The 21231-nt window shown below is 61.4% G+C and carries 17 protein-coding genes; 6 read left to right on the plus strand and 11 right to left on the minus strand.

The features are described 5' to 3' along the window. Positions 1 to 197: 197 nt before the first annotated feature. Entirely contained in the window at positions 198 to 1061 is an 864-nt protein-coding gene (locus H5P28_RS06840; RefSeq protein ID WP_185674960.1) for a glycosyltransferase family protein, read from the plus strand. A 266-nt stretch (positions 1062 to 1327) separates the two neighbouring features. On the opposite strand, the gene H5P28_RS06845 is transcribed toward H5P28_RS06840, so the two are convergent. Then, positions 1328 to 2779 (minus strand): hypothetical protein, encoded by a 1452-nt coding sequence (locus H5P28_RS06845; protein WP_185674961.1) that lies wholly within the window; start codon positions 2777 to 2779, stop codon positions 1328 to 1330. A gap of 257 nt (positions 2780 to 3036) precedes the next feature. On the opposite strand from H5P28_RS06845, the gene H5P28_RS06850 reads away from it, so the two are divergent. Both H5P28_RS06850 and H5P28_RS06855 read left to right on the plus strand, forming a co-directional pair. Further along, positions 3037 to 3339 carry a phasin family protein gene (locus H5P28_RS06850; protein WP_185674962.1) on the plus strand — a complete coding sequence of 101 codons (303 nt, stop codon included), beginning with the start codon at positions 3037 to 3039 and terminating at the stop codon, positions 3337 to 3339. Between the two features lie 12 nt (positions 3340 to 3351). Beyond that, positions 3352 to 5031 carry an AarF/UbiB family protein gene (locus tag H5P28_RS06855; RefSeq protein ID WP_185674963.1) on the plus strand — a complete coding sequence of 560 codons (1680 nt, stop codon included), beginning with the start codon at positions 3352 to 3354 and terminating at the stop codon, positions 5029 to 5031. Positions 5032 to 5101: 70 nt separating this feature from the next. Here H5P28_RS06855 and hemA read toward each other — a convergent pair whose 3' ends face one another. The 4 genes from hemA to H5P28_RS06875 form a co-directional block, all read right to left on the minus strand. Then, positions 5102 to 6133, minus strand: coding sequence for a glutamyl-tRNA reductase (gene hemA, locus H5P28_RS06860; RefSeq protein WP_185674964.1), 1032 nt, complete (start codon positions 6131 to 6133; stop codon positions 5102 to 5104). Continuing rightward, positions 6120 to 6983, minus strand: a complete 864-nt coding sequence (locus tag H5P28_RS06865; protein ID WP_185674965.1) for a cytochrome C assembly family protein — start codon at positions 6981 to 6983, stop codon at positions 6120 to 6122. The genes hemA and H5P28_RS06865 overlap by 14 nt, the downstream gene beginning before the upstream one ends. Before the next feature lie 200 nt (positions 6984 to 7183). Continuing rightward, positions 7184 to 8215 (minus strand): ferrochelatase, encoded by a 1032-nt coding sequence (gene hemH / locus H5P28_RS06870; protein WP_185674966.1) that lies wholly within the window; start codon positions 8213 to 8215, stop codon positions 7184 to 7186. Positions 8216 to 8410: 195 nt separating this feature from the next. Then, a complete protein-coding gene (locus tag H5P28_RS06875; RefSeq protein ID WP_185674967.1) occupies positions 8411 to 8932 on the minus strand; it encodes a thioredoxin family protein in 522 nt (173 codons plus the stop codon). 201 nt (positions 8933 to 9133) lie between these two features. Here H5P28_RS06875 and H5P28_RS06880 point away from each other — a divergent pair, with 201 nt between their 5' ends. From H5P28_RS06880 to H5P28_RS06890, 3 genes are all read left to right on the plus strand, one after another. Further along, positions 9134 to 11590 carry an O-antigen ligase family protein gene (locus H5P28_RS06880; protein WP_185674968.1) on the plus strand — a complete coding sequence of 819 codons (2457 nt, stop codon included), beginning with the start codon at positions 9134 to 9136 and terminating at the stop codon, positions 11588 to 11590. Between the two features lie 193 nt (positions 11591 to 11783). Beyond that, positions 11784 to 12551, plus strand: coding sequence for an aspartyl/asparaginyl beta-hydroxylase domain-containing protein (locus tag H5P28_RS06885; RefSeq protein WP_185674969.1), 768 nt, complete (start codon positions 11784 to 11786; stop codon positions 12549 to 12551). 36 nt (positions 12552 to 12587) lie between these two features. Further along, positions 12588 to 13058, plus strand: a complete 471-nt coding sequence (locus H5P28_RS06890; protein WP_185674970.1) for an EVE domain-containing protein — start codon at positions 12588 to 12590, stop codon at positions 13056 to 13058. A gap of 44 nt (positions 13059 to 13102) precedes the next feature. Here H5P28_RS06890 and mnmM read toward each other — a convergent pair whose 3' ends face one another. The 6 genes from mnmM to H5P28_RS06920 form a co-directional block, all read right to left on the minus strand. Further along, positions 13103 to 13693, minus strand: a complete 591-nt coding sequence (mnmM, locus tag H5P28_RS06895) for a tRNA 5-(aminomethyl)-2-thiouridylate-methyltransferase MnmM (RefSeq protein WP_185674971.1) — start codon at positions 13691 to 13693, stop codon at positions 13103 to 13105. After that, on the minus strand, positions 13690 to 14742 hold the full coding sequence (locus H5P28_RS06900; protein WP_185674972.1) for an NAD(P)/FAD-dependent oxidoreductase: 1053 nt from the start codon (positions 14740 to 14742) through the stop codon (positions 13690 to 13692). The genes mnmM and H5P28_RS06900 overlap by 4 nt, the downstream gene beginning before the upstream one ends. A gap of 59 nt (positions 14743 to 14801) precedes the next feature. Next, positions 14802 to 16382, minus strand: coding sequence for an exosortase/archaeosortase family protein (locus tag H5P28_RS06905; protein ID WP_185674973.1), 1581 nt, complete (start codon positions 16380 to 16382; stop codon positions 14802 to 14804). A gap of 349 nt (positions 16383 to 16731) precedes the next feature. Next, on the minus strand, positions 16732 to 17811 hold the full coding sequence (locus tag H5P28_RS06910; protein WP_185674974.1) for an ADP-ribosylglycohydrolase family protein: 1080 nt from the start codon (positions 17809 to 17811) through the stop codon (positions 16732 to 16734). 227 nt (positions 17812 to 18038) lie between these two features. Further along, entirely contained in the window at positions 18039 to 19778 is a 1740-nt protein-coding gene (locus H5P28_RS06915) for an alpha-amylase family glycosyl hydrolase (RefSeq protein WP_185674975.1), read from the minus strand. 139 nt (positions 19779 to 19917) lie between these two features. Next, positions 19918 to 21186: a glycosyltransferase family 4 protein gene (locus tag H5P28_RS06920; RefSeq protein WP_185674976.1), complete on the minus strand. Its 1269-nt coding sequence runs from the start codon at positions 21184 to 21186 to the stop codon at positions 19918 to 19920. Between the last annotated feature and the right edge of the window lie 45 nt (positions 21187 to 21231).

Consider the following 21231-nt stretch of genomic DNA (forward strand, 5'->3'; position numbering starts at 1 on the left):
TCAAAAAATACTGTAACGATTCGGCCTTTTAACGGCGGCTGCGACTTTATTTAAACAGTTCCGGGCCGCGTTTAAACTTGTTGCCGGGCGGGTGCGTGCGGTAATCAAGGCCAGCGTCAACGGGCTTGCTGCCGGTCGGGTTCGGAGGGATTTCCTGAAACCACTACAGTGGCGGGCCATTACGCCGATTCATAACTATGCACGCATCGACCAGCCAGAGAGGTATCCTGTACGCGGCGGGAGGGGAAAGGTATTTGCAGGAGGCGACGCGCTCGGCGCAGTCTGTCCGGGCGGCGATGCCGGATGTGACCATTGCGGTGATGACAGACGACCCCGCGCTCGCACCGGATATTTTCGATCTGAAGCTGCCACTGGAGCCTGTCACCCGCAGCTACGAGGACAAAATTGTGGCCCTGAGCCGTTCGCCCTTCGAGCAGACGCTTTTTCTCGATACGGATACCTTCGTGTTGGAGGATTGCTCGGAACTGTTCGTGCTGCTGGAGCGCTTTGAGCTGGCCGCTGCGCACGATCCCTGGCGTATCGGGCCGGAGGTGGAGGCTTGCCCGCTGTGCTTCCCGGAGTTGAACACCGGGGTCATCCTGACACGTCGAGGTCCGGCGGTGACCGCGTTCATGGAGTCCTGGTTGCGGGCGCACCGTGCCCGTTGCCAGACGGACCCGCGCATCGGCGATCAGGCTTCGTTTCGCGAGCAGCTTTACCTGAGCGGGCTGAATTTTTACTGCCTGGCCTCGGAGTATAATTTCCGCACCTTCGGGCCGAATTTCGCCGGGGCCAACGCGGCGGTTAAGATCATCCACGGACGCCACGACAACTGGGAGGAATTTCGCGACCTGCTCAACCGTAACCTGGATTTTCGTACCTACTACCCGTCGCTGTTCCAGTACTTCAGTGCGAATCACTCTCGGCTCGGCACAGGCAAGGGACGGCAGGTCCAGCGCATGCTCGAAATGCTCGTGCGCGCCGCCTACCGTCTCCGGGGGAAGCGTTACGAATCAGATTGGGCACGCGAACGGGCCAAACTCCTGAACCGCGAGAGGTAGGATTTTTTTATTTAACCACAGAGTACACAGAGGGCACGGAGCGCTGGCGCTGTTTCTTTACGCCACATTATTTAGCCTGAGCTTGCTTGAAATCAGGCTTGTTCATCGTGGTGACAATTTGAAATAAGAGAACATAACCCGTTGTCATTGGGCATACGTCTTCACTAAACACGCACAGACATCGGAACTTCCCGCTACACAGCGTCAGCGCTCCGTGCCCTCTGTGTACTCTGTGGTTAAAATAAAATCAAATACCCGCCGTCGGCTTACTCGGCGAGGGCTGGGCGATTGACCTCGTAGATCCAGGTGGGGTCGTTGAGGTAGAGCTGGCCGTAGCTGGGGTGGGCGTTGTTCTCGATCTGAAAGAGCGAGTCCAGCAGCAGCGGCCCGACCATCGGCTGGTTTAGCTCAAAGCGCACGTAGTTCCAGCCCTGCCAGGTGATGGGCTCGCCCCGGCAGATCACTTTACGTCCCTGGCTGTCCAGAATCACCACCGAAGGGATCAGGCCGGAGCCATCCCCGTAAACCCACATCCCGAGCGCCACCGGCTTGGCCTCGATTATGCGGAAACCGTCCGCCAGCGGATTGACGGCAACCGCACCCCCGGCCTGCTTGAACTGGTAAAGCAGCTTCATGCCGCCCTTACGGACGGTGGGCAGGCCTTCCTCGGGAGCGCCTGCGCTCATTGAGAGGGTCGATCCCGCAGTGGCCTTGGCCTGATATTCGGTCAGGTTGCCGTTGTCGTTGACGGCGTTGAAGTTCCCGGCCGAGAGAAACTGTGTCAATGGCGACTCGGCCAGGACAATCCGGCGCTTCTCCATTCCTTCGCCCAGGGTTTCGAGCAGCACTACCTGCATCGCATACGGGATGTCCTGATCGGAGGCCAGCGGGATCTGGTAGTCCATGGTTTTCTCTCCGCGGCTCATGGCCACGTCAAACTTGAGCGGGTCGGCGGGCGGATCGGACATCAGGCGCAGTTCGGCCTTGGCGCGAAAGGCCTCACCGGAGGGGTTGAGAAAATTCAGCACGAGCGCCCCGCCGACATCCGGCGAGAGCGAAATCCCGATCGGGTTCATCACGTTGACGATAATACGCTGGTCAAAGCCATTGGCCCCGATGACCACGGGGAAGGGCTCGGCTTGGCGGCCCACGTCGAGTTCCTTGTTGATGGTATAGGTCTGCCCCGGCTTGAGTGCTTGCATTTTGGTGCCGCCGTCGAGCGAGAGCAGAAAAGGCTCATCCAGCACGTTGGTGAAGCTCATGGAGAGCGGAACTACCGCCGGGCCCTTGACCTGGATGCTCGGGGGAACCCGTGAAGCCGCCGCCGCGATTTCCAGCAAGGGATTGCGGGCCGTCGGAACGAGGAAGACCGGCGATTTTGTCAGCGGAAGGTAAACGGCATTATTGGCCACCTGGGTCTGCCCCATGGAGTTACCATTGCTGTCGTAGAGGTCAAAAACCATCCGGTTGGCGGGGATGGCGACGGTACCGTTGGGGCCTTCGGTCCACCCGACGATGAGGATGTCCGCGTCTTTCTGAAAAAGGAGCACGTGGTCAAGTTGCTCCCCGATGGCCAGGCGCTTGTTGAACTTGAAGCCGGGGAGAAACTTCTCCATCGCCTCGGCCACCACGATCTCGGGGGATTTTCCGCCGGTACTCTGGGCAGAAACAGGCAGCACGGACAACAGGACGCAGAAGAGAAAAAGGAATCTGGGCATTTTTATGGAGATATCAGTATTCGCGGCATCCTGAACGTGAATAACGCATACAGGGTGCCTTTTTTTCAAAAAACCGAATCAGTGTGGAGCAATTACGGATGTTTGTCCAGCCACGGCATGCTTCCGGGAACAATACCTCATTGATGCGCGGCGGCTGGCAAGGGAACCCGTTGCGCCTCCCTGCGGTCTGACCATAAAAAGGCGCGCAACAAATAGCGTTGTCATCCCCCTGCAAATACGCACACACTACTAACGCCATGATCGATCTTATCAAAAAAGGAATGCTCGCCGCTGTCGGCGCGGCCGTTGTCACCAAGGAACAGGCCGAAGGGCTGCTGAACGAGTTCGTCGATAAAGGCAAAATCACCGCGGGCGAAGCCCAGGAGATGGCCTCCAAGATCGCCGACTCGGGCAAGGCCGAATTTGAAAAGGCCAAAAAGCAAATCAATGCCCGTATCGACGAAATGCTCCAGGGCGGCGTCATCGTCACCCGCGTCGAGATCGAGGCACTGGAGAAACGCGTGGCCGCGCTGGAAAAGGCTGCCAAGAAGGCCGACTAATTCCGCTCGCCTGTGACTCTGCTCAATCCCCTCGATCTCTACAGCAACGCCGTCCGGACCAAGGAGATCGTCACTGTACTCGTTCGGCACGGGTTCGGCGACCTGCTTGAGCAGTTGCCCATTCCCCGTGGCTGGATCAAGCGCTTCATCCCTGCGGATGCACAGCACCTGAACCTGTGGCAACGCATCCGCGTCGTGCTGGAAGACCTTGGGCCAACTTTCGTCAAGTTCGGCCAGATACTCAGTACCCGGCCCGACGTGCTGCCCGAGCCGCTCATTGCTGAGCTCAAGCTCCTGCGTTCGAAGGTCAAGGCCGTCCCCTTTGAGCAGATGCAGCCCATTCTCCTGAGTGAGTTGGGGGAGGAAACCGGGACGCATTTTTCCGAGTTCGACGAAACGCCGGTAGCCTGCGGGTCCATCGGGCAGGTCTACCGCGCCCGCCTGCGCCGGGACGGCTCCGTCGTGGCGGTGAAAGTCCAACGCCCGAACCTGAAAAAACCGATCAAGGCGGACATCGAGATCATTGGCTGGCTGGCCCGTCTGCTCCACGACAAGGTCGAGGAACTGCGTCCTTACGACCTGCCAGACATCGTGGCCGAGACCGGCAAGGGCATCATGCAAGAGCTGGATTTTACCATCGAGTGCCGTAATGCCCAACTCTTTAACGCGCTCAACCCGGACCCGGAGCACGTCTTTGCGCCGCACGTTTACGACGAGTTCACGACGGCCCGTCTGAGCGTTTGTGAATGGGTCGATGGCGTCTCGCCCGGTGACCCCTCCATCACCCCCGAGGAGGGGAAGGAGCTGGCCCGCATCGGCGGCAACAGCATTTTCCAGCAAATCGTCATCACGGGTTTTTTCCACGCCGACCCGCATGGGGGAAATATCCTCATCACGCCGGAGCGGCGGCTGTGCTTCATCGACTGGGGTCTGGCGGGGCAGCTCACCCGGCAGATGCGCTACTTTCTGGCCGATCTTTTCGCGGCCATCGCCTCGTCTGATCCGGAAAAGGTCGTGCGTGTGGTCAATGTCATGGCTGTGGGCAAGGACCGTCTCGACGAGATCAAGCTGGAGAAGGAAACCGGCTTCGTTCTGCGCAAGTACCAGAACAAGTTCGGCAAGAGCGAGCCGGTGGGCGAGATCGTGCTTGAGCTGCTCTACGTTTTCGGGGTCAACGGCATCACGCTGGCCCGCGACTACTCCCTGCTGGCCAAGGCCATTGTCTCCATCGAGGAATCCGGCCTCGACCTGGACCCGTCTTTCGACATCCGCACAATTGCGCGGCCTTACCTGAAAAAACTGGCCTACGAGCGCTGGAACCCGATCAACCTGCTCAAGCAGAACTGGTGGGGGCTTCAGGGGCACTTCGCCCGCCTGCGCGAACTTCCCGGCGAGGTGCAGCGCTTCTTCCGCAAGATGGAGGACGGCGACATCGCGATCAAGCTCAAGCACGAGGGCTTCGAGTCGCTGATCAGCTCGTTTGATTCGGGTATCAACCGCCTGTCCTTTTCTCTCATTATCGCGGCCCTGCTCATCGGCTCGTCCTTCATCATTTCGGGAACAATCCAGGCGGGGCACGCCTCGGGCAGCTTATTAGTCCACATCGCCACGGCCGGGTTTATCAGCGCGGGTGTCCTTGGCGGCTGGTTGATCTTCGATATCCTCCGCCACGGACGGCACAAGAAGAAATAATCCGGCTTTCCAACGTAGTTGAGCGGAAAGGTCTGTTAAAGCCATCTCTTGCCAACGCAGGCGAGCGGCCTTAGCCGCAAAGGTGAGACCAGAGCCGGGTGGCGCGTTCGAGCAGGCCGTGGCGGGCTTTCTCGACTTCGGCCTGGCGGGCTTTGAGGTTTTCGTTGGCGATGGCGGCGAGGTCGTCGAGGTTGTAGAGATAGATGTTACTCAGCTCGGCGATGGCGTCCTCGATATCGCGGGGCAGAGCCAGGTCGATAGCGAAGAGCGGGCGGGTGGGGCGCTGGCGAAGAGCTGGTGCGACGGCATCCTTGCGCAGGATCGGCTCCTCCGAGGCGGTGGAGCAGATCACGATGTCATGGAAAGTCAATACGCGTGGCACGTCGGCCACGCTCATGCACGGCCCCTGAAAAATGTCGGCCAGCTCGCGGGCCTTGATCAGGTTACGCCCGGCCACGGTGACGCGGCACGCGCCCCGGCTGACGAGCGCCTGAACGGTTTTTTCGGCCACTTCACCCGTGCCCACAAGCAGGACGGAAATCTCCCGCAGGTCGCCGCAGACGCGCTGGGCCAATTCGGCGGCGACATTGCCGATGCTCACCTGGCCGCGTCCGATTCCGGTGTGGGTGCGGGCCCATTTGGCGGCCTGGAAGCTTTTCTGGAAAAGGCGGTTAAGGATCGGGCCGGTAGCGGCGGAAGCGGAGGCCCCGGCGTAGGAGTTCTTGATCTGGCCGAGGATCTCGGTTTCGCCGACTATTTGCGAATCAAGCCCGGCAGCGACCTCGAAGGCGTGCCGGACGACCTCCTCGCCCGTCAGCCAGAAGCCGTGTTGCAGGAAAGCCGAGGTATCGAACCCATGCGCCATGCGTAGTGACTCTTCCAGCCGCGAGCGACTTCCGGCGTCGGAACCGACGCCGTAGATCTCGACCCGGTTGCAGGTGTTGAGGATGAGGCACTCGCTGAGCCCGGCCTGCTGCTTGAGGTGCCCATAGAGGGCGTGGGCCGAATCGGTGTTGAGCGCGAAGGTCTCCCGTACCGCCAGTGGTGCTGTGCGGTGCGAGCTGCCAAGCAGAAAGAGCTGGGGCTGGTCAGCGGCTGGCATCGTCGTACATCCCGGTGCCCGTGGCCGGGGTTTCCGGAGCGGTGCGGAGCATAAGCGGCCACAGGGAAACCAGAGCCGCCACAAAGAGGATCACGCAGGCCCGTGCGAAGGGCGAAGCGATCAGCCGGTTGGTGTTTCTGAGAAAGAGCAGGACGAGGTAGGCGGCCCACACGGCAATGGCTACGCTCAGCTTGAGCGCGCCGATGGTGCCGGGCAGGGCGATCCAGTTGAGGCAGCCGATGGCGACCGAGACGGTCAGCACGCTCACCCCGAAGACGATCAGCTTGCTGTTGATGTCCTCAAGCTGGCGGATGGCCGGGAGCAGGGAAAAAAGCGCCCCGGCCCGGCGGCGGTTGAGCCCGTAGTTCTGGATCAGGTACATCAGCGAAGTGATGGCCAGCACGCCGAAGACCCCGTAACTGAAAACCGCCAGCACCGCGTGGAAGCCGACCCACGGGTTCGAGCCGATGTGGGTGGGCACGGCGTTGTAGTCCCAGTGCAGATTGGCCAGCGAGAGCGCCCCCAGCAGCGTGGCCAGCCCGGCACTGAAGAAATTCAGCAGGCTGAGCCGGAACAGCGGCCGCAGAATCAGGTTCACGCAGACGGCGCTCCACGAGAGCACTTGCAGGATTTCAAAGGGGTTGGTCAGCGGAAAGGCCCGCTCCTCGATCCCTCGGAAATACAGCCCCAGGCTCTGGAAAAGGAAGCCCCCCGCCAGCAGCGTCATAAAGACCGAGCGGATGAGCCGCTGCTCGGAACTGATCGAGACCAGCGCGAACAGGAACGACAACGCGTACAGGACGGTGCCGATCCAGAAAAGCGGGTGGCCAGTGTGGAGGTCGGGTGACATGAAACGCGTAATCTATACCGCTTCGCCCGCAGAAATCAATGCTCGGAAACGCCTTTCACGCCGGGAAGAGCGGAGAGAGCGTTTCGGTGCTTTTTAGTTTTTTTAACCGCAAAGCCGCAGAGACACGGAGGCGAAGAGCACAGTATATCTTCAGATTTGAAACAAGCCCTCAGTTGAGCGCGCACTGGCGTGCCTGCCGCTCACGCCCCGAGACTGTCGAGCCAGAGGCCGACGCGATCGTTGAGCACGCGCAGCCAGGCGGGGTGGTTGTTGAGGCAGGGGATTTGCTTGAAATCTTCGCCCCCGGCTTCGAGGAAGGTCTCCTTGCCCTCCATCGCGATCTCCTCCAGCGTCTCCAGGCAGTCCGAGACGAAGGCCGGGCAGATGACCCGCAGGCGCTTGACCCCGCGGCCGGGGAGTTCTTCCAGCATGTGGTCGGTGTAGGGCTTCAGCCACGGATCGCGGCCCAGGCGGGACTGGAAGGAAAAGGCGAATTTGCCCTCGGGGATGCCCGCTTTTTCGACGAAGGCGCGGGTCGTTTCCAGGCACTGGTGGCGGTAGCAGGTGGCGTGAGCCGGGTTGGGGGTGGCGCAGCAGTCGGGCACGCACAGACAGTGGGCGTGCGAGGGGTCGGACTTGCGCAGGTGCCGCTCGGGGATGCCGTGGTAGGAGAAAAGCAGCAGGTCGTAGGGCTCCTCCAGATAGGGGCGGGCGCTCTCGACCAGCGCCGAGATATAGTCATCGTCCCGGTAAAAAGGCTGGAGCGTCTCCGTTTTAACCGCGAAGCCCTGTGCGGCGATTTCCTCGGTCACGCGCACAAGCACGGTCTCGTAGCTGCTCATGGCGTAGTGCGGGTAGAGCGGCACGATAAACAGGTGGGTGACGCCTGCGGCCTTGAGCCGGGCGATAGCCTCGGGGATGGATGGCGTGCCGTAGCGCATGGCCAACTCGACCATGACCTCGGGGTTGCCCGCGTCCACAGCCTGGCGTTGCTGCTGGCTGGAGACGATCAACGGCGAGCCCTCCGGCGTCCAGACCTTGGCATAGGCGGCGGAGGAACGCTTCGGGCGGAAGGGCAGGATCATGCCGCGCACGACGAAGTTGCGGACCGGGGCCGGGGCGTCGATCACACGCTCGTCGAGAAGAAACTCCTTCAGGTAGCGGCGCACATCCGGCACCGACGTGGAATCGGGCGAACCGAGATTGAGCAACAGGACGGCAGGTTTGACCATATCCCACTGAAAACACAAACCCCGCCCAATGCAACGTTAGCCCGCTGCTTTTTCTTTGCCGGCTATAGAAATAGCCAAAAAAAGCCCGCCCGGATTCGTCATCGGGCGGGCTGTTAAGTCGTGTTCGCCTTAAACGGGCAATCACGCCGGGAGTGTATGACTCCCGGCGCGAGACTGTTGGAGAAAAAGAGGCCGTTACTTGCCGGTGGCTTTGTTGATCGCGCTAATGAGGGCGTCGGGGCCCCCGGCGAGGTAGCCACCATTTTGCCAGATCTTTTTACCGTCCGGGGAGAGGAGGACCATGGTGGGAAAGCCGCGCACGCCATACTCCCCCTTGAGCTTAACATTCTGCTGCTTAAGGGCGGCGTCCTGGGGTTTTTCGTTGGGGAAGTCCAGGTAGAGCAGGACGAGGTTGTCTTTGGCGTAGGTCTTGAAGGCTTCCTTGCTGAAGGTTTCGCGGTCGAGCTTAATGCACCAGCCGCACCAGTCCGAGCCGGTGAAGTCGATCAGCACGGGGCGGTTCTCCTTTTTGGCCAGTTCGAGGGCGGCCTTGTAGTCGGTGACCCAGCCGGCGGGCACGCCGGGTTGGTCGGTCATGGAGATCTTGGTCGGGGGGATGATCATGGCTTCGGCCTTGCTGGAGCCGAAGTCCGAGCAGGCCACAAGGGCGGTGAGCAGCCCGGCAAAGAGGCTGGTACGCAGGAGAATGTTTTTCATCGGGAATCCTTGGAGTTGAGTGGTGAGTCGGATTGGTCGTGAGAGTAGCTGAAACCTGACGCGAGGCACTGAAAAAATGCCTCCTGCTCAAGACAGGAGGATGAGCGGGATGTTTCGGGGTTTCTGTCCGGGGGAAAGGAGGGGGCCGAGGGGCGTTTCTCTGTTGCGCAGCCGGGGCAAACGCTTCAGATTTCGCCTTCCATGCCAATCTCTTCTGTCAGGGAACGCCGCCGGCCTTCTCGGGGCCGTATTCGCGAGGAAACGCTGTTCTACCGCCTGGGACGGCTTTACCACACGCGCTTGCGTAATCTTGTGCTGCCCGCGTGGCTGTTTCTGGTCGTCGTCGCCGGGGGCGGGACGTCCCTCTGGGCGCAGGCCCTCGTCTTGATCGTGGGCGGGTTGGCCGTGCTGATCCATCCGCCCTACAGCACACCCGGGCGGGGCTTTGACTGGGCGGTGCTGGCCTGGATATTGACGGCGTGCCTGGCGTTTCTGCCGGGATCGGTACTCGGGCGACCGGACTGGTGGGAGAGCGCCACCGGACTGGGGATTGAGCTGCCCGGGACCTTTGCCCCCGCTCCTTACCTCACACTGGAGGCCCTGCTGCTCCTGCTGGGCGGGGTGATGTGGTTTTACCTTATCTGGCAATGGAAACCGCAGGGGGACGAGGGGCGGCAGGCCCTGAGCTTTTTCTCCACCGTGACGGCACTGCTGGCGCTGGCGGTGGCCATCGGCACCTACAACGGTTGGACTTATCCGCTGGGACGCGGGGCGCGGGTTTTTTCGTTTTTCGACAACCGCAACCAGATGGCCACCGTGCTGGCCATAGGGGGCGTGATCTCGTTTGCGCTGGCCATGCAGGCGATGCGCAAGGGCAAGATCAAGGGCATCTGGCACCTGGTCAACACGCTGGTGGTGTTCGTGGGGCTGGCCTTTTGCCAGTCGCGGGCCGGGTTGCTACTCTTCGGGCTGGGGTGTGTGGTCTGGTTTGCGGTGCGCCTGCGGGTGTCGCGGGTGAACATGATGTTCAAGCTCGGGGCTCCGATTTTCATTCTCTGCCTGGGGTTGCTGGTGATCTTCGGGCGCAGCACGTTGGAGCGTTTTTCGCTCTGGGAGTCGGACAGCACCGGCCAGTTGACCGAGATGCGGCTCGGCGTGTACCAGGACGCGGCCAAAATGGCGCTCGACCACCCGGTGTCCGGAGTCGGGCTGGGGAATTTCGGTGGTGTCTTCCCGCAGTACCGGGACAAGGCCATGATTTTCCAGTCAATCATCCACCCGGAAAGCGACTGGATGTGGGTGTTTAGCGAAATGGGCTTCCCCGGCCTGATCGCGTTGCTGGCGGCATTGATATTCCTGATGGGGCGGCTGTTCCCCTTTGGCGAGGACCGGACGGCCCCCTTCCGGGCGGCGGCGGCGGTCGCGCTGCTTATCTTTATCCTGCACAGTCTGATTGACGTGCCCGGCCATCGCTTCGGGACATTCCTGCTGGCCGCGCTATTATATCGGCTGGCGGCGGCGCCCGCGCATTCACAGCCGCGCCGTCCGCTGGTTGGGCGCTGGGCCTGGCGGCTTGTGGCGCTGATCTGCCTGGGCGGGGGACTGTTCTGGCTGGTTGTTTCCGCGCTGGGGTTGCCGTTGAACTCCCGCCTCGCCCGGGAAAAGGCGGTCGAAGCGATCTCGCAGGAGAGCATACGCAAGACCCGCGACGCAACGGCCCTGCTGGGTACGCTGGACCGGGCGATTGATTTCGAACCGCTGTGGTGGTGGTACTACAGTGTGCGTGGGCAGACGCGGCTCAGTCTCCAACGGGATGAAAAAGGTGCGTTGGAAGACTTTCGCCGGGCGCGCTTCCTCGACAAGACTTCCTCCGAAGTCTCCTTTTACGAGGGCAAGGTCTGGCTCGACTACAACAACCGCAACGCACTGGCGGCCTGGCGCGACGCGCTCAACCGCCAGGACCCCAACCGTCAAGACCTGTTCCGCAAGATGCTGGAAGGCTCCCTGCGTTACCCGCGCTTTCAGCAGGATCTGAGCATGCTCACGCGCTTTGACAGCGATTTCCGGTACAGCTACCTGCTCCAGCTCGATGGGCCCCGCTTCCGCGAAGAGATCAAAACGGACATACTGACCGCGCCGGAACTCGACAATTTCACGCCGGAACAGCGGGGGAAACTGCTGGAAAAATGGGCGCTCAAGGGCGACCAGCAGGCGCTCGTCGCGCACCTGGACCAGTATCCCGGCATCGTGCCGAACGAGGCTTATTACCGCGCGATAGCCTTGGCTGGTGAGGGTAAGTACGACGCGGCTGTGGAAGCGCTTGCCCCCCAACTGACGCCGGCCCGGATCGTCCGCCCGCGCCAATATGTCGGGACAAGCCTGGAGGAGCATCGGCAGGTCTTCAGCAACACGCCGGGCGACCCCGTGCGGGGCCTTGTGCTGCTGGACATGCAGATCAAGGCCGGGGACTACTCTGGTGCCCGCCGCACCGCCGACACGATGTCGGCGCAGAAGCAGGTCCCGCCCGCCCTCTACTACTGGAAGGGTGAAGTCCTGCGCAACCTCGGCCTGTCCAAGGAGGCCTGGGAGGCCTGGTATGAGTACACCAAAAAAGTTCCGCTGGGCTTTCCCGCCGTTGAGAGCGAGCCGACGCCGTAGCGTGGGTAGGCATTGGTGCCGCAGCCCGTGCAGATAAATCCTATGAAATGATCAGTTTTACTTTTATTGCTCCCCGCGGCTTGCTCCCGGGCCCTTTTTGCATTGAACATAAAAACTGATCGTCACTATAACGGTTCATAGAACAGACTGAATTGAATTAGCACCACTGCCGCAGCAGTAAGGAAAGACCGCCATGGAATCGGAAAAGCAACGCCTCAAAAATCCAACTTCGACCTTTGACAAGATGTTCACGGGCTTTCTCTCGTGGGTCGAACGGCGGATCGCCAAGCACTCCGTCCACGGCAACCCCCCGGTTTACGATCCGGCGGAGTTCCCTTGGGTGGCCGAGATCGACAAGGAGTGGAAGCTCGTCCGCGCCGAACTCGACAAGCTTCTCGAACGCCGCGAGGAACTGCCCAATTTCCACGATATTTCACCCGATGTCTCCTCCATCACCAACGACAACAACTGGAAGACCTTTTTCCTGCTCGGCTACGGCGTTAACTGTGAGGAGAACCAGAAGTCCTGCCCCGAGACCACGCGCCTGATCCGCAAGATTCCGGGGATCAAGACCGCGATGTTCAGCATCCTCTCACCGGGCAAGCACATCCCCCACCACACCGGCCCCTACAACGGAGTCCTGCGCTACCACCTCGGGCTGGTCGTGCCCGAGCCCAGGGAACAGTGCCGCATCCGCGTCGATGAGCAGTACATCGTCTGGGAAGAGGGTAAGGGCATCGTCTTTGACGACTGCTTCGACCACGAGGTCTGGAACGATACCGACGGGGTGCGCGTGGTGCTTTTCGTCGATTTCGTGCGCCCGGTGAAGTTCCCCTTCAACCTGCTCAACAAACTGGTGCTCTCGACCGCCGCCTTTACGCCCTACATCCGCGAGGCCAACGAAAACCAGAAAAAGTGGGAGAAGCAGTTTCACCAGAAGGACAAAGCCGCCGCGAACTGATCGCCCCGCCTTTACCTGTTATCCACCTCGTTTGTCATGGCCCGCAACTACTGGCTCTTTAAGTCCGAACCCTCCGAGTTCTCTATCGACGATCTCAAGAACCGTCCCAACCAGACCGAGTCCTGGGACGGTGTCCGCAACTACCAGGCGCGCAACTTCATGCGCGACGACATGAAGTGCGGCGATCTTGGGCTGTTCTATCACTCCAACTGCGACGAGGTAGGCGTCGCCGGTGTGTGCGAGATCACACAGGAGGCGCACCCGGACCACACCGCCTGGGAAAAGGGCAACAAGCACTTCGACGAAAAATCCTCCCCCGAGAACCCGCGCTGGGTGATGGTCGCCGTGACCTGGAAAGAAACCTTTCCGCGCACCGTCACGCTGGACGAGATCAAGGCCCACCCGAAGCTTCAGAACATGCGAGTGGCCCAGCGCGGCAACCGTCTTTCGATCACCCCGGTGACGAAGGCCGAGTTCGAGATCATCTGCAAGGCCGCCCGTAAGTAGCTTTGAGAGTTTACCTGAACAGGACCTAGGGTACGTTCGCTGGGCTATCGGCGGGTAACAACGAGCAGGCGGGGGGAGGTCGCGGTGTGTCTGGGCGCGGCGATCAGCTCAAGGTCGAAGTCCACCCGGCTCAGGGACTGCGCCCATTGCTCGACTGCGCTGGCTTCCTCCGTGCCGCCCTCATGACCGGGGTAGATGAGCACGCTCATGCGTCCCCCGGGGCACAGGCAGCGGGCGGCGGCGTGCAGCGCGGGGATCGTGGTCTGCGGCACAGTGATGACGCTCTTGTCGCCGCGGGGCAGGTAGCCGAGGTTGAACATGATGGCTTTGACCTTGCCGTGACTGGCGGCCGGGAGGTGTTCGGCCAGGTGCTCGTGGCCGGTATGTACCAGTTTCACCCGGCTGAGCAGTCCGGCTTCACCGAGGATGACGCTGGTGCGGAGATGGGCGATTTCCTGGATGTCGAAACCGACCACATTCCCGCCCGGGCCGACCTGGTCGGCGAGAAAAAATGTATCGAGCCCATTGCCGACAGTGGCGTCAATGGCGAGGTCGCCAGGCCGTATGACCTCAGCGATCATTTTCTGGGCCAGCGCGGTCATGGAGACCGGGGCGGGTTGGACGGTCGATTTCATTTCCGGTAAAGGTCAACGGCCCCGGGCAGCTCTCCGGTGCCTTCCAGGAACGCAGTGAAAACGCCCGCCCAGCCGGGTACAAGACTATTTGCCTTCGAGCCGAAACCGTTGAACAGCGCCAGCGCCGGGTGCTCGCGATGGCGGCCCATCAGCGGCTGATTATCGCGGGTACAGACGCGCACGCCTGCCACGTGGTCAGTGACGCGTTCGCCGCGCCCGGCCGGGAAGATGTCGCGAAAGGCGTCCAGCAGGCGTTGACGGCCCTCGGCGGTCGGCGCCATATCGAGGTTGCTGCGGTCATAGGTCGCGCCAAGGCGCAGTTCGCCCTCGGCGGTCGGAAGCAGCCATTTGCCCTTGTTGAGCACTTCGGTGGGCAAGGGGCCGTTCAGGGCGAGGTTGAGGATCTCGCCCTTGACCGGATCAGTCGGGATGTCGCGGAACCACGGGTTGCCGCGCAGGCGCATGCCCTCGCAAAAGACGGCTGTGCGGTAGCTTTTTCCCTGCCAAAGGACACCGTCGGAAAGCGGGTCAAGGTCGTCGTGACGGAACTCAGCCTCGATCAAGGCCCCGGCTCGCCGGAAGCGTTCACGAAGTGTTTCCAGTAACGGGCCGCTGGCCACGTAACCGCCGCCGCAGATGACAAAACTGCCCAGCGGGTTGTCGACATCGGTGAGCGCGCCCGGCGGTGAAATTTCGCCCAGCCACGGCGCGTACTCGGGATCGGCGCGGCGCTTGTCGAGCTGGGTCTGTTCGCGCTCGTTGCGCAGGATGCGCCGGATGGGCAGCGAGTGAAAAATCCGCTCCCCACTCTCGGCCTCCAGGCGGGAAAAATATTCCCCGGCCTCGCGCAGGAGCCAGTCCGTGCCGGGGGCGAGTGCGAAGCGTTTACCCGCCAGCGGGTTAATCATCCCGGCGGCAACACGGGTCGAACTGGTGCGGTGCCCGTCGTCAACGATATGGACCTGCCGCCCGAGCGCGAGCAGCTTGTCGGCGAGCACGCTTCCGGCGATGCCTTGCCCGACGATCAGGTAATCGGCGTCATGGTTCATGGATACACAAGGGAGGAAGCGCTCGACCTTCAAGCCACGTGGCCCTTTGCCTACAGGCGCTAGTTTGGCTCATCTTCGTGGGCTTGGGCAGGGATGACCGCCTCCTCGATGAAGCGGCTCAGGTAGCCCTCGGCCAGCGTTTGCGCGACTTCGGGGCTGTAGGGGGCGAAGACCGACAGGTGCATGACCTGCGCGTTGCTGATGCGGTAGCCCTGCCAGGCCTGCCTCAGTCGTCCGAGCGCGCTCCAGTCGCGTTCGCTGCCGTCCACCAGCAGCGGGCCGGTCGCGGTTTTGTTGAAAAACAGTTGCAGCACGATGTTGTCGCGCTGGTACACCTGGTGCTGCCACGAGAAGCGTTCGCCGTCGATTTCCATGACCAGCGGCGGGCAGTTCTCGACGAGGGAAAAATTCTGCGAGGGCAGGCAGGTCTCGGGCTGGTGGATGTTGTGAGCGAAGGCCGAGTAGGTGCTCCCGTCGAAGCGCAGCCACATCAGTTGCCAGAGCGCGCCGTTGGGATCGAGCCAAGTGTAGAGGCGGGCATCTTCGTAGGCGAGCTGTTCGCGGACCAACAGGGGAATGTCGCGCTCACGGATGTTGGGGTCGGGCAGTTGATCCACAAGTTTCCATCCCGTCGCATAGGCCATGCCGCTGGCGCGCTGCTCGTGCCAGCGGTACCAGTGCTCAGCCGCCAGGTGCGAGCCCACGGCCAGCAGGATAATTGCCGTCAGCAAAAAACAATGCCCGCGTGGGGCCTCCCGCATGGCCTGCCGGATGACGCCGCTCTCGCCCGCGACCTCGCGCCGGGGACGGTCCCATTTGAACATGCTCAGGAAAATGGCCTCGGCGAACATCAGGCCGATGAAAAGCAGTTGCGAACCCCAGCCGATGCGGTCGTGCCAGAGCGTCATCGTGTCCTGCGAATGGCTGTGCAGCATGATCGAGACCAGCGCGATTACGCGGGCCACGTTGATCAGATACGCGGTAGCCGCGCACAGGATCAGCAGCAACACCCGACGCAGGAGCGTGAGGCGCAGGAACGCCCCCAGAAAAAGCCCGCCTACCAGCGCGAGGTGGAAGGAGCGGATGCCACTGCAGGCTTCGGCCAGGTGGGAGATGCCGAACTCGGTCTGGATCTCGTAGCCGCTGGCCTGCACCTGATAGCCGAACCAGCCCAGCAGGGTTTGGGCGGTCTGCCCGACACTGAGCAGGGAGTGCAGGGTGACGGCGTTCTCGACTTTTACGGGCCAAGGCAGGGCCACCAGCAGGAAGAGCAGGGGAAAGGCCAGGGTCCGCGCCCATCCACGGCCAAAGAGCCGGTCGATCAGCAGCAGGGTGACGGCGATGGCGCTGAGCAGAAACAGTGTGTCGAGCACGCGCCAGTCGGGGTTGCCGACCTGGATGGTCCTGAGGGGCACCCACAACAGCAGGAGCAACAGAATTAACGGGGCGAGAAGGCGGTTCGTGTCCGGGCGGTAACGCGGCAGCCGGTCAAGCCGCTGCACGGTGAGCACCCCGGCCAGCACCAGTGCGAACCACCCGAAGCCGTACAGCGGATTGTGGTTCCAGTAGTGGCTCAGGTTGACAAGCGGTCCGCCCACCACGGCGGCAAACGCGGCGAGCAATAGCAGGGTGCGAAACATTGACAGCGTTCTATATCCCTTTTTCCCCCGCCGGGCGACAAGCAAAAACTCCGTCCCGTTAGCGCGGAGGGTAGATTACTATCGCATAGATGGCAGGAGGGCCCGGCTGGACCAGCAATCAGGGGTAGGAGCCTTTTTGGCTCCGCAGGGGCAGCGCCCCTCAATGTCCAGTGCGTTTCAAAAAATACTGTAGCCACAAGCTTTGAATAGCTAAATGGCTAATTGTTAATTGTTGGATTCCGAACGTAGGAAATAACAATTAACCATTTAATCATTTAGCCATTCGGCCCTTTTGTGACGGCTACGACTTTATTGGAAACCCTCTAGTGCAAGAACCAAGCTACGCTCACTAGCAGACCTGGGAGACAAGGCGGTCGGCCAGCACGTCAAGTTCCTCGTAGGCGCTCAGGCCCTGCACCCATTCGCCGGGGATCTGGCCGCAGCCGCCGGTGGCTCCGGCCAGCAGACCGAGGATGGCTCCGCGCGGGCTGTTGTCGCCGCCGAGATTGGCGTTGGCGAGCATGATGGACTCGAAGTCGCCCTCGTATTTGAGGATGAGGAAAAGGATGAGCGGCAGGGCATCGTCGATGGTGGCACCGTTGCGGCAGTGGTGCTCGGCGACTTCCTCGTCCGAGAGCCGATCACGCCAGCGCCGGTAGGTGAAGTTGAGCGCCGGGTGGGCGTGCCAGTTGCGGATGTGCTCGTAGAGCGCCTTGTCCGCCGTGTAGCCGTGCAGCAGGTAGATGAGCAGCTCAACCATAAGCACTGCCGCCCGGCCCTCTGGCTCGCCCTTGTGAGTGAGCGAGAGGGCCTGGGTGACGTGTTTACAGGCTGCCTGCAGGTCGCGGGCGTAGTAGAGGGCCAGCGGGAGGGCAATGGCGATGCCGCCGATGCGGTTGCTCTCTTCGCCGCAGACCCAGGGGTCTTTTCCCCGCCCGTAGTTCTCGAAGAACGTGCGGTGCGAGGCGGGGATGTAGGTGTCGTTGTGTCTGCCCGGGGTGAGGAAAAACGAGGTGTAGGCCTCCACGTAGGCGCTCGGGTCGTAGCGCTCGTGATCAACGGCCGATTTGAGCAGTTCGCGGCCGAGGAGGACGTTGATGGTGTTGTCGCCGGCCTTGAGGTGCTGGTGAAAGTGCGTGCCGGGAATGCGCCACTCGGCTTCGCGCCCGTGCATGATCTCGCCATTGGGGCCGGTGGCGGTATAGTGGGTGCGGAAGAGCGTGCTCTGAGGGTGGGGAAGGACCGGGTCGCGGTAGCCTTCGATACGCCCGTAATCATTACGGATGCGTTTGGGGACAGCGTAGCCGTGGCAGGGCATCGACAGGGCGTCACCAATGAAATAGCCCCAGAACGCTCCGTACAAGCGGGAGCTGAAGCTGATCTCATCGGCACCGCCGCCGACTGGGGTCTCGGAGGAGGATTTTTTCATGGGTAAAGCAACTGTATAACCCCTAATCCGGTTTCGCAGTTACAGCAAGTTCTTTTTTCATTATATACCCCAACTTTCGTCCCTGTCTGACAAGGACTTATCAATAACACGGCCCGTCAGCATCCCGGGGTGAAGAATAGCGTGAACACCCCCCTTGGAAGGCGCGTGAAAGGGAGTCTTGTGGCCGGGCCGAGGAGTGGGCGATGGACTCTTTTTTTGCGGGGCGTTCAGGAGCGTGGGACCAGCCACATGGCCTGGTAGGGCTTCAGGGTGATTCCGCGTTTGCCGCTGCTGAGGGTCTTGGCCGAAATCACGTCGTAGAACTTTTTCGCATCCTGCAGCGGGGCGAAGTCGGCGGGCCGGGCAACCGTCTGCGGTTCGGGCGAAAAGTTGAACACGCAGTAAACGCTCTGGTTGCCGAGGGTGGAGGTGCGGGCGAGCACGAGCACGGACTCGCCGAGCCGGTAAATCTCCTGGGTGCCGTCCGGGTTGAAAGCCGGGTAATTGGCGCGGCGACGCAACACTTGCACATAGCGACGGAAGATGTCCGCCTGCGGTGATTTCTCCTGCGATAAAAGCGTTTCGAGTTCTTCGGCGTCCCACTTGCGGCGGTTGATGGTGCGCGGGGCTCCGGTTTTTTCCACGCCTTCCTCGTAATTCGGGGTGGCCATGAGGCTGTGGAAGTACACCGCGGGGATGCCCTTGAGCGAGAGCGCGAAAAACTGCGAGCACAGGAAACGCTCCGCGCCGAGCGCTTCGTCGCCGGGCTCGCTGAGGGCCGAGGCGTAGGTGATGTTCAACTCGTAGGGGCTCTGGGTGCCGTCGGCATTGGCTTTGCGCGAGACGTGGGCGCCGCGTTTTTCCACCGCTTTGATGAGTTTATCGAACTCCTTGTCGGGCAGAAGCCCCTGGAGCGGGCGCACGCCGATACCGTCGTGCGAGGCGGTGAAGTTCAAATACGTGCACGCGCCCTCGGGATATTCGAGGTTTTGCAGCCACTCGGCGATGTAGTCGCAGTTGCCGGTCAGCAGCGCGTGCAGCAGCAGAGGCGGGAGGCTGAAGTTGTAAACCATGTGCGCCTCGTCGCCTGCCCCGAAGTAGCTGACGTTCTCGGCGTGGGGAACGTTGGTCTCGGTGAGAATGTTGACCCGCGGGTCCACGATCTCGCATACATCGCGCAGGAGTTTCACGATCTCGTGGGTCTGGGGGCGGTGCAGGCAGTCGGTGCCGATCTCCTTCCAGGCGAAGGCCACGGCGTCGAGCCGCAGCGTGCGGACGCCCTTGCTGATGTAAAAGAGCAGGATGTCCAGAAACTCAAACAGCAGGTCCGAGTTCTGCCAGTTAAGGTCCACCTGATCGGCGCTGAAAGTCGTCCACACGTGGCACTCCCCGAAGCGCGTGGCGGTCTTGGTCAGCAAAGGCGAGGTGCGCGGGCGCACGACGGCGGAGAGGTCCGTCTGCGGGTCCATCTCCAGGAAGTAGTGACGCGCGGGAGAAATCCCCAGGATGAAGTCCTGAAACCACGGGCTCTTGGCCGAGCAGTGGTTGAGCACGAGGTCAAAGGCCAGGTTGAAATTCTCGCCGAGCTTTTCCACGTCCTTCCAGGTGCCGTACTCGCGCTTGACCTGGCGGTAGTCGATGACGGAGAACCCGTCGTCGCTCGACCACGGGTAAAAAGGCAAAATGTGCACCGTGCTGACGGCTCCCTTGAGGTGCTCGACGCAGAACTTGTCCAGCGTGGCCAGTGGCGTCTCGCCCCTGGTGTGAACCATGTCCGCGTAGGTGATCAGAAGGACGTCTTTCTGGTCCCAGCGACGGGCGGAGGCGGCAGGCGGAGTCACGCCCACGCCGTAGCGCCCGATCAGGTGATAGAATCGGTCAACCAGCCAGTCGGCGCGGTCATCGTAGAGGAATCTCAACCGTCGGCACACGCGGTCGAGCTGGGCCTGGGAAATCGGTTTAATCATGGGGGACTAAAATGGCTGAATGGTTAATAGGCTAAATGGCTGAAGGTTTCCCGTTTTGTGAGTGGCATTCCCGCCTATGGATGAAAACCTTCGTGCTCTTCGTGTCTTCATTGTGTCCTTCGTGACCCATAAAGTAAACTCAACCGCCGTTACCCCAGCCGGTGAGGCTGGTCATGAGCGTGCGCAGCGAGCGCCGCAGGACGGTGTAGGAATAAAAGCGCCGGGCGACACGGTAGTTGTGTTCGACCATTTCGGCACGGTAGTGCGAGTCCTCCAAAATGCGCTGAACGTGGCTGACGACTTTCTTCGTCACGATGCCGTCCATCTCGGCGAAGTGAAACCCCCGCGGCTCAATGTCCTGAATGTAGATAGAGTAGCGGTTAACCATCATGGGCTTTCGGAAATAAACAGCCTCCAGCAGCGCGTTGCCGAAGCCCTCGTAAGTGCTCGGGTAGGTGACGAAGTCTGCGTGCGGGTACAGGTCCCAGAGCGTGTACATCTTGCGCCCGAGGCTGTCGCGCTGGCGCACTTCGGCCACGCGGTCGGCGATGAAGCGCACATCGACTTTTTCCTCCTTCGCCAGCTCGTCGAGCATGTGCAGGTAGTCGAGCCCCTCGTCCCCGGCGTCGTGCGAGATGACGAGCTTGTAACGCGGGTCCTTGAGCATGCCCACGAGCTTGATGGCGTGTTCGATACCCTTGCGCGGAACGATGCGCGTGGGTTGGAGGATAAAAACATCGTCCGGCGTCAACCCGATCTCCTCGCGCACATCGGCGGAGTACTCGTCCGGTTGCGGCGCGGGCTTGTCGAAATCGAAGACGTTCGGGATGAGCAGGGTGGAGTGGCCCTTGCGCAGGGCGAGCTGTTCCTCGGCCGGACGGTTAATGACGACATTGCGGATGTTGGCCAGGCTGGGCGGAAAGGCGCTGTCGAGGTAGTCGGTCACGCCGTTGACGGCAAAGCGCGTGCGTTCCCAGTAAAAGTCGTGGTGGTGCGCGATGGCTGGCATCCCCGTCTCGGCCAGAAACTCCGTCACCGCCAACCCGAGCGGCAGGTGCATCGGGATGGTGAGCACGTTTTGCGGGATGATGAAGTCGATCTGGAATTTTTTGACGAAGTGGTAAAGGGTGGTCTTTAAATAGTCCGTCATCTCGCGAATGCGGGACGTGACCAGTGGAGTCCGCGTGGTGCGGCCCCAGATTCGTTCGTTGATCCACTCCACTTCGGGGTGGCCGAAATACGCCTCGGGCACGACATAGGAGATGCCGGGTTCGCGGTCGCTGCGGCCACTGTACCAGTAGCTCACATGCCGGTCGTCCCAGAGTACCTCCGCCCACTTGGCGCTTTCCAGAGAGACGCCGTCGGTGCCGGCGAAGCGCGTTGAGATGAAACCGATGTTTTTGGGCATGAGACAGGCTGCTTGAACGAAGAATAGATGCGTTAGCAACTTTCG

The sequence above is a fragment of the Ruficoccus amylovorans genome (genome assembly GCF_014230085.1).
In the GTDB taxonomy this organism is placed as follows: domain Bacteria; phylum Verrucomicrobiota; class Verrucomicrobiia; order Opitutales; family Cerasicoccaceae; genus Ruficoccus; species Ruficoccus amylovorans.

What these genes read in the sequence shown, in the direction of transcription:
- H5P28_RS06840 (WP_185674960.1), top strand. Translation starts at nt 198, where the DNA reads ATGCACGCATCGACCAGCCAGAGAGGTATCCTGTACGCGGCGGGAGGG.
- H5P28_RS06845 (WP_185674961.1), bottom strand. Translation starts at nt 2,779, where the DNA reads ATGCCCAGATTCCTTTTTCTCTTCTGCGTCCTGTTGTCCGTGCTGCCT.
- H5P28_RS06850 (WP_185674962.1), top strand. Translation starts at nt 3,037, where the DNA reads ATGATCGATCTTATCAAAAAAGGAATGCTCGCCGCTGTCGGCGCGGCC.
- hemA (WP_185674964.1), bottom strand. Translation starts at nt 6,133, where the DNA reads ATGCCAGCCGCTGACCAGCCCCAGCTCTTTCTGCTTGGCAGCTCGCAC.
- H5P28_RS06865 (WP_185674965.1), bottom strand. Translation starts at nt 6,983, where the DNA reads ATGTCACCCGACCTCCACACTGGCCACCCGCTTTTCTGGATCGGCACC.
- hemH (WP_185674966.1), bottom strand. Translation starts at nt 8,215, where the DNA reads ATGGTCAAACCTGCCGTCCTGTTGCTCAATCTCGGTTCGCCCGATTCC.
- H5P28_RS06875 (WP_185674967.1), bottom strand. Translation starts at nt 8,932, where the DNA reads ATGAAAAACATTCTCCTGCGTACCAGCCTCTTTGCCGGGCTGCTCACC.
- H5P28_RS06880 (WP_185674968.1), top strand. Translation starts at nt 9,134, where the DNA reads ATGCCAATCTCTTCTGTCAGGGAACGCCGCCGGCCTTCTCGGGGCCGT.
- H5P28_RS06885 (WP_185674969.1), top strand. Translation starts at nt 11,784, where the DNA reads ATGGAATCGGAAAAGCAACGCCTCAAAAATCCAACTTCGACCTTTGAC.
- H5P28_RS06890 (WP_185674970.1), top strand. Translation starts at nt 12,588, where the DNA reads ATGGCCCGCAACTACTGGCTCTTTAAGTCCGAACCCTCCGAGTTCTCT.
- mnmM (WP_185674971.1), bottom strand. Translation starts at nt 13,693, where the DNA reads ATGAAATCGACCGTCCAACCCGCCCCGGTCTCCATGACCGCGCTGGCC.
- H5P28_RS06900 (WP_185674972.1), bottom strand. Translation starts at nt 14,742, where the DNA reads ATGAACCATGACGCCGATTACCTGATCGTCGGGCAAGGCATCGCCGGA.
- H5P28_RS06905 (WP_185674973.1), bottom strand. Translation starts at nt 16,382, where the DNA reads ATGTTTCGCACCCTGCTATTGCTCGCCGCGTTTGCCGCCGTGGTGGGC.
- H5P28_RS06910 (WP_185674974.1), bottom strand. Translation starts at nt 17,811, where the DNA reads ATGAAAAAATCCTCCTCCGAGACCCCAGTCGGCGGCGGTGCCGATGAG.
- H5P28_RS06915 (WP_185674975.1), bottom strand. Translation starts at nt 19,778, where the DNA reads ATGATTAAACCGATTTCCCAGGCCCAGCTCGACCGCGTGTGCCGACGG.
- H5P28_RS06920 (WP_185674976.1), bottom strand. Translation starts at nt 21,186, where the DNA reads ATGCCCAAAAACATCGGTTTCATCTCAACGCGCTTCGCCGGCACCGAC.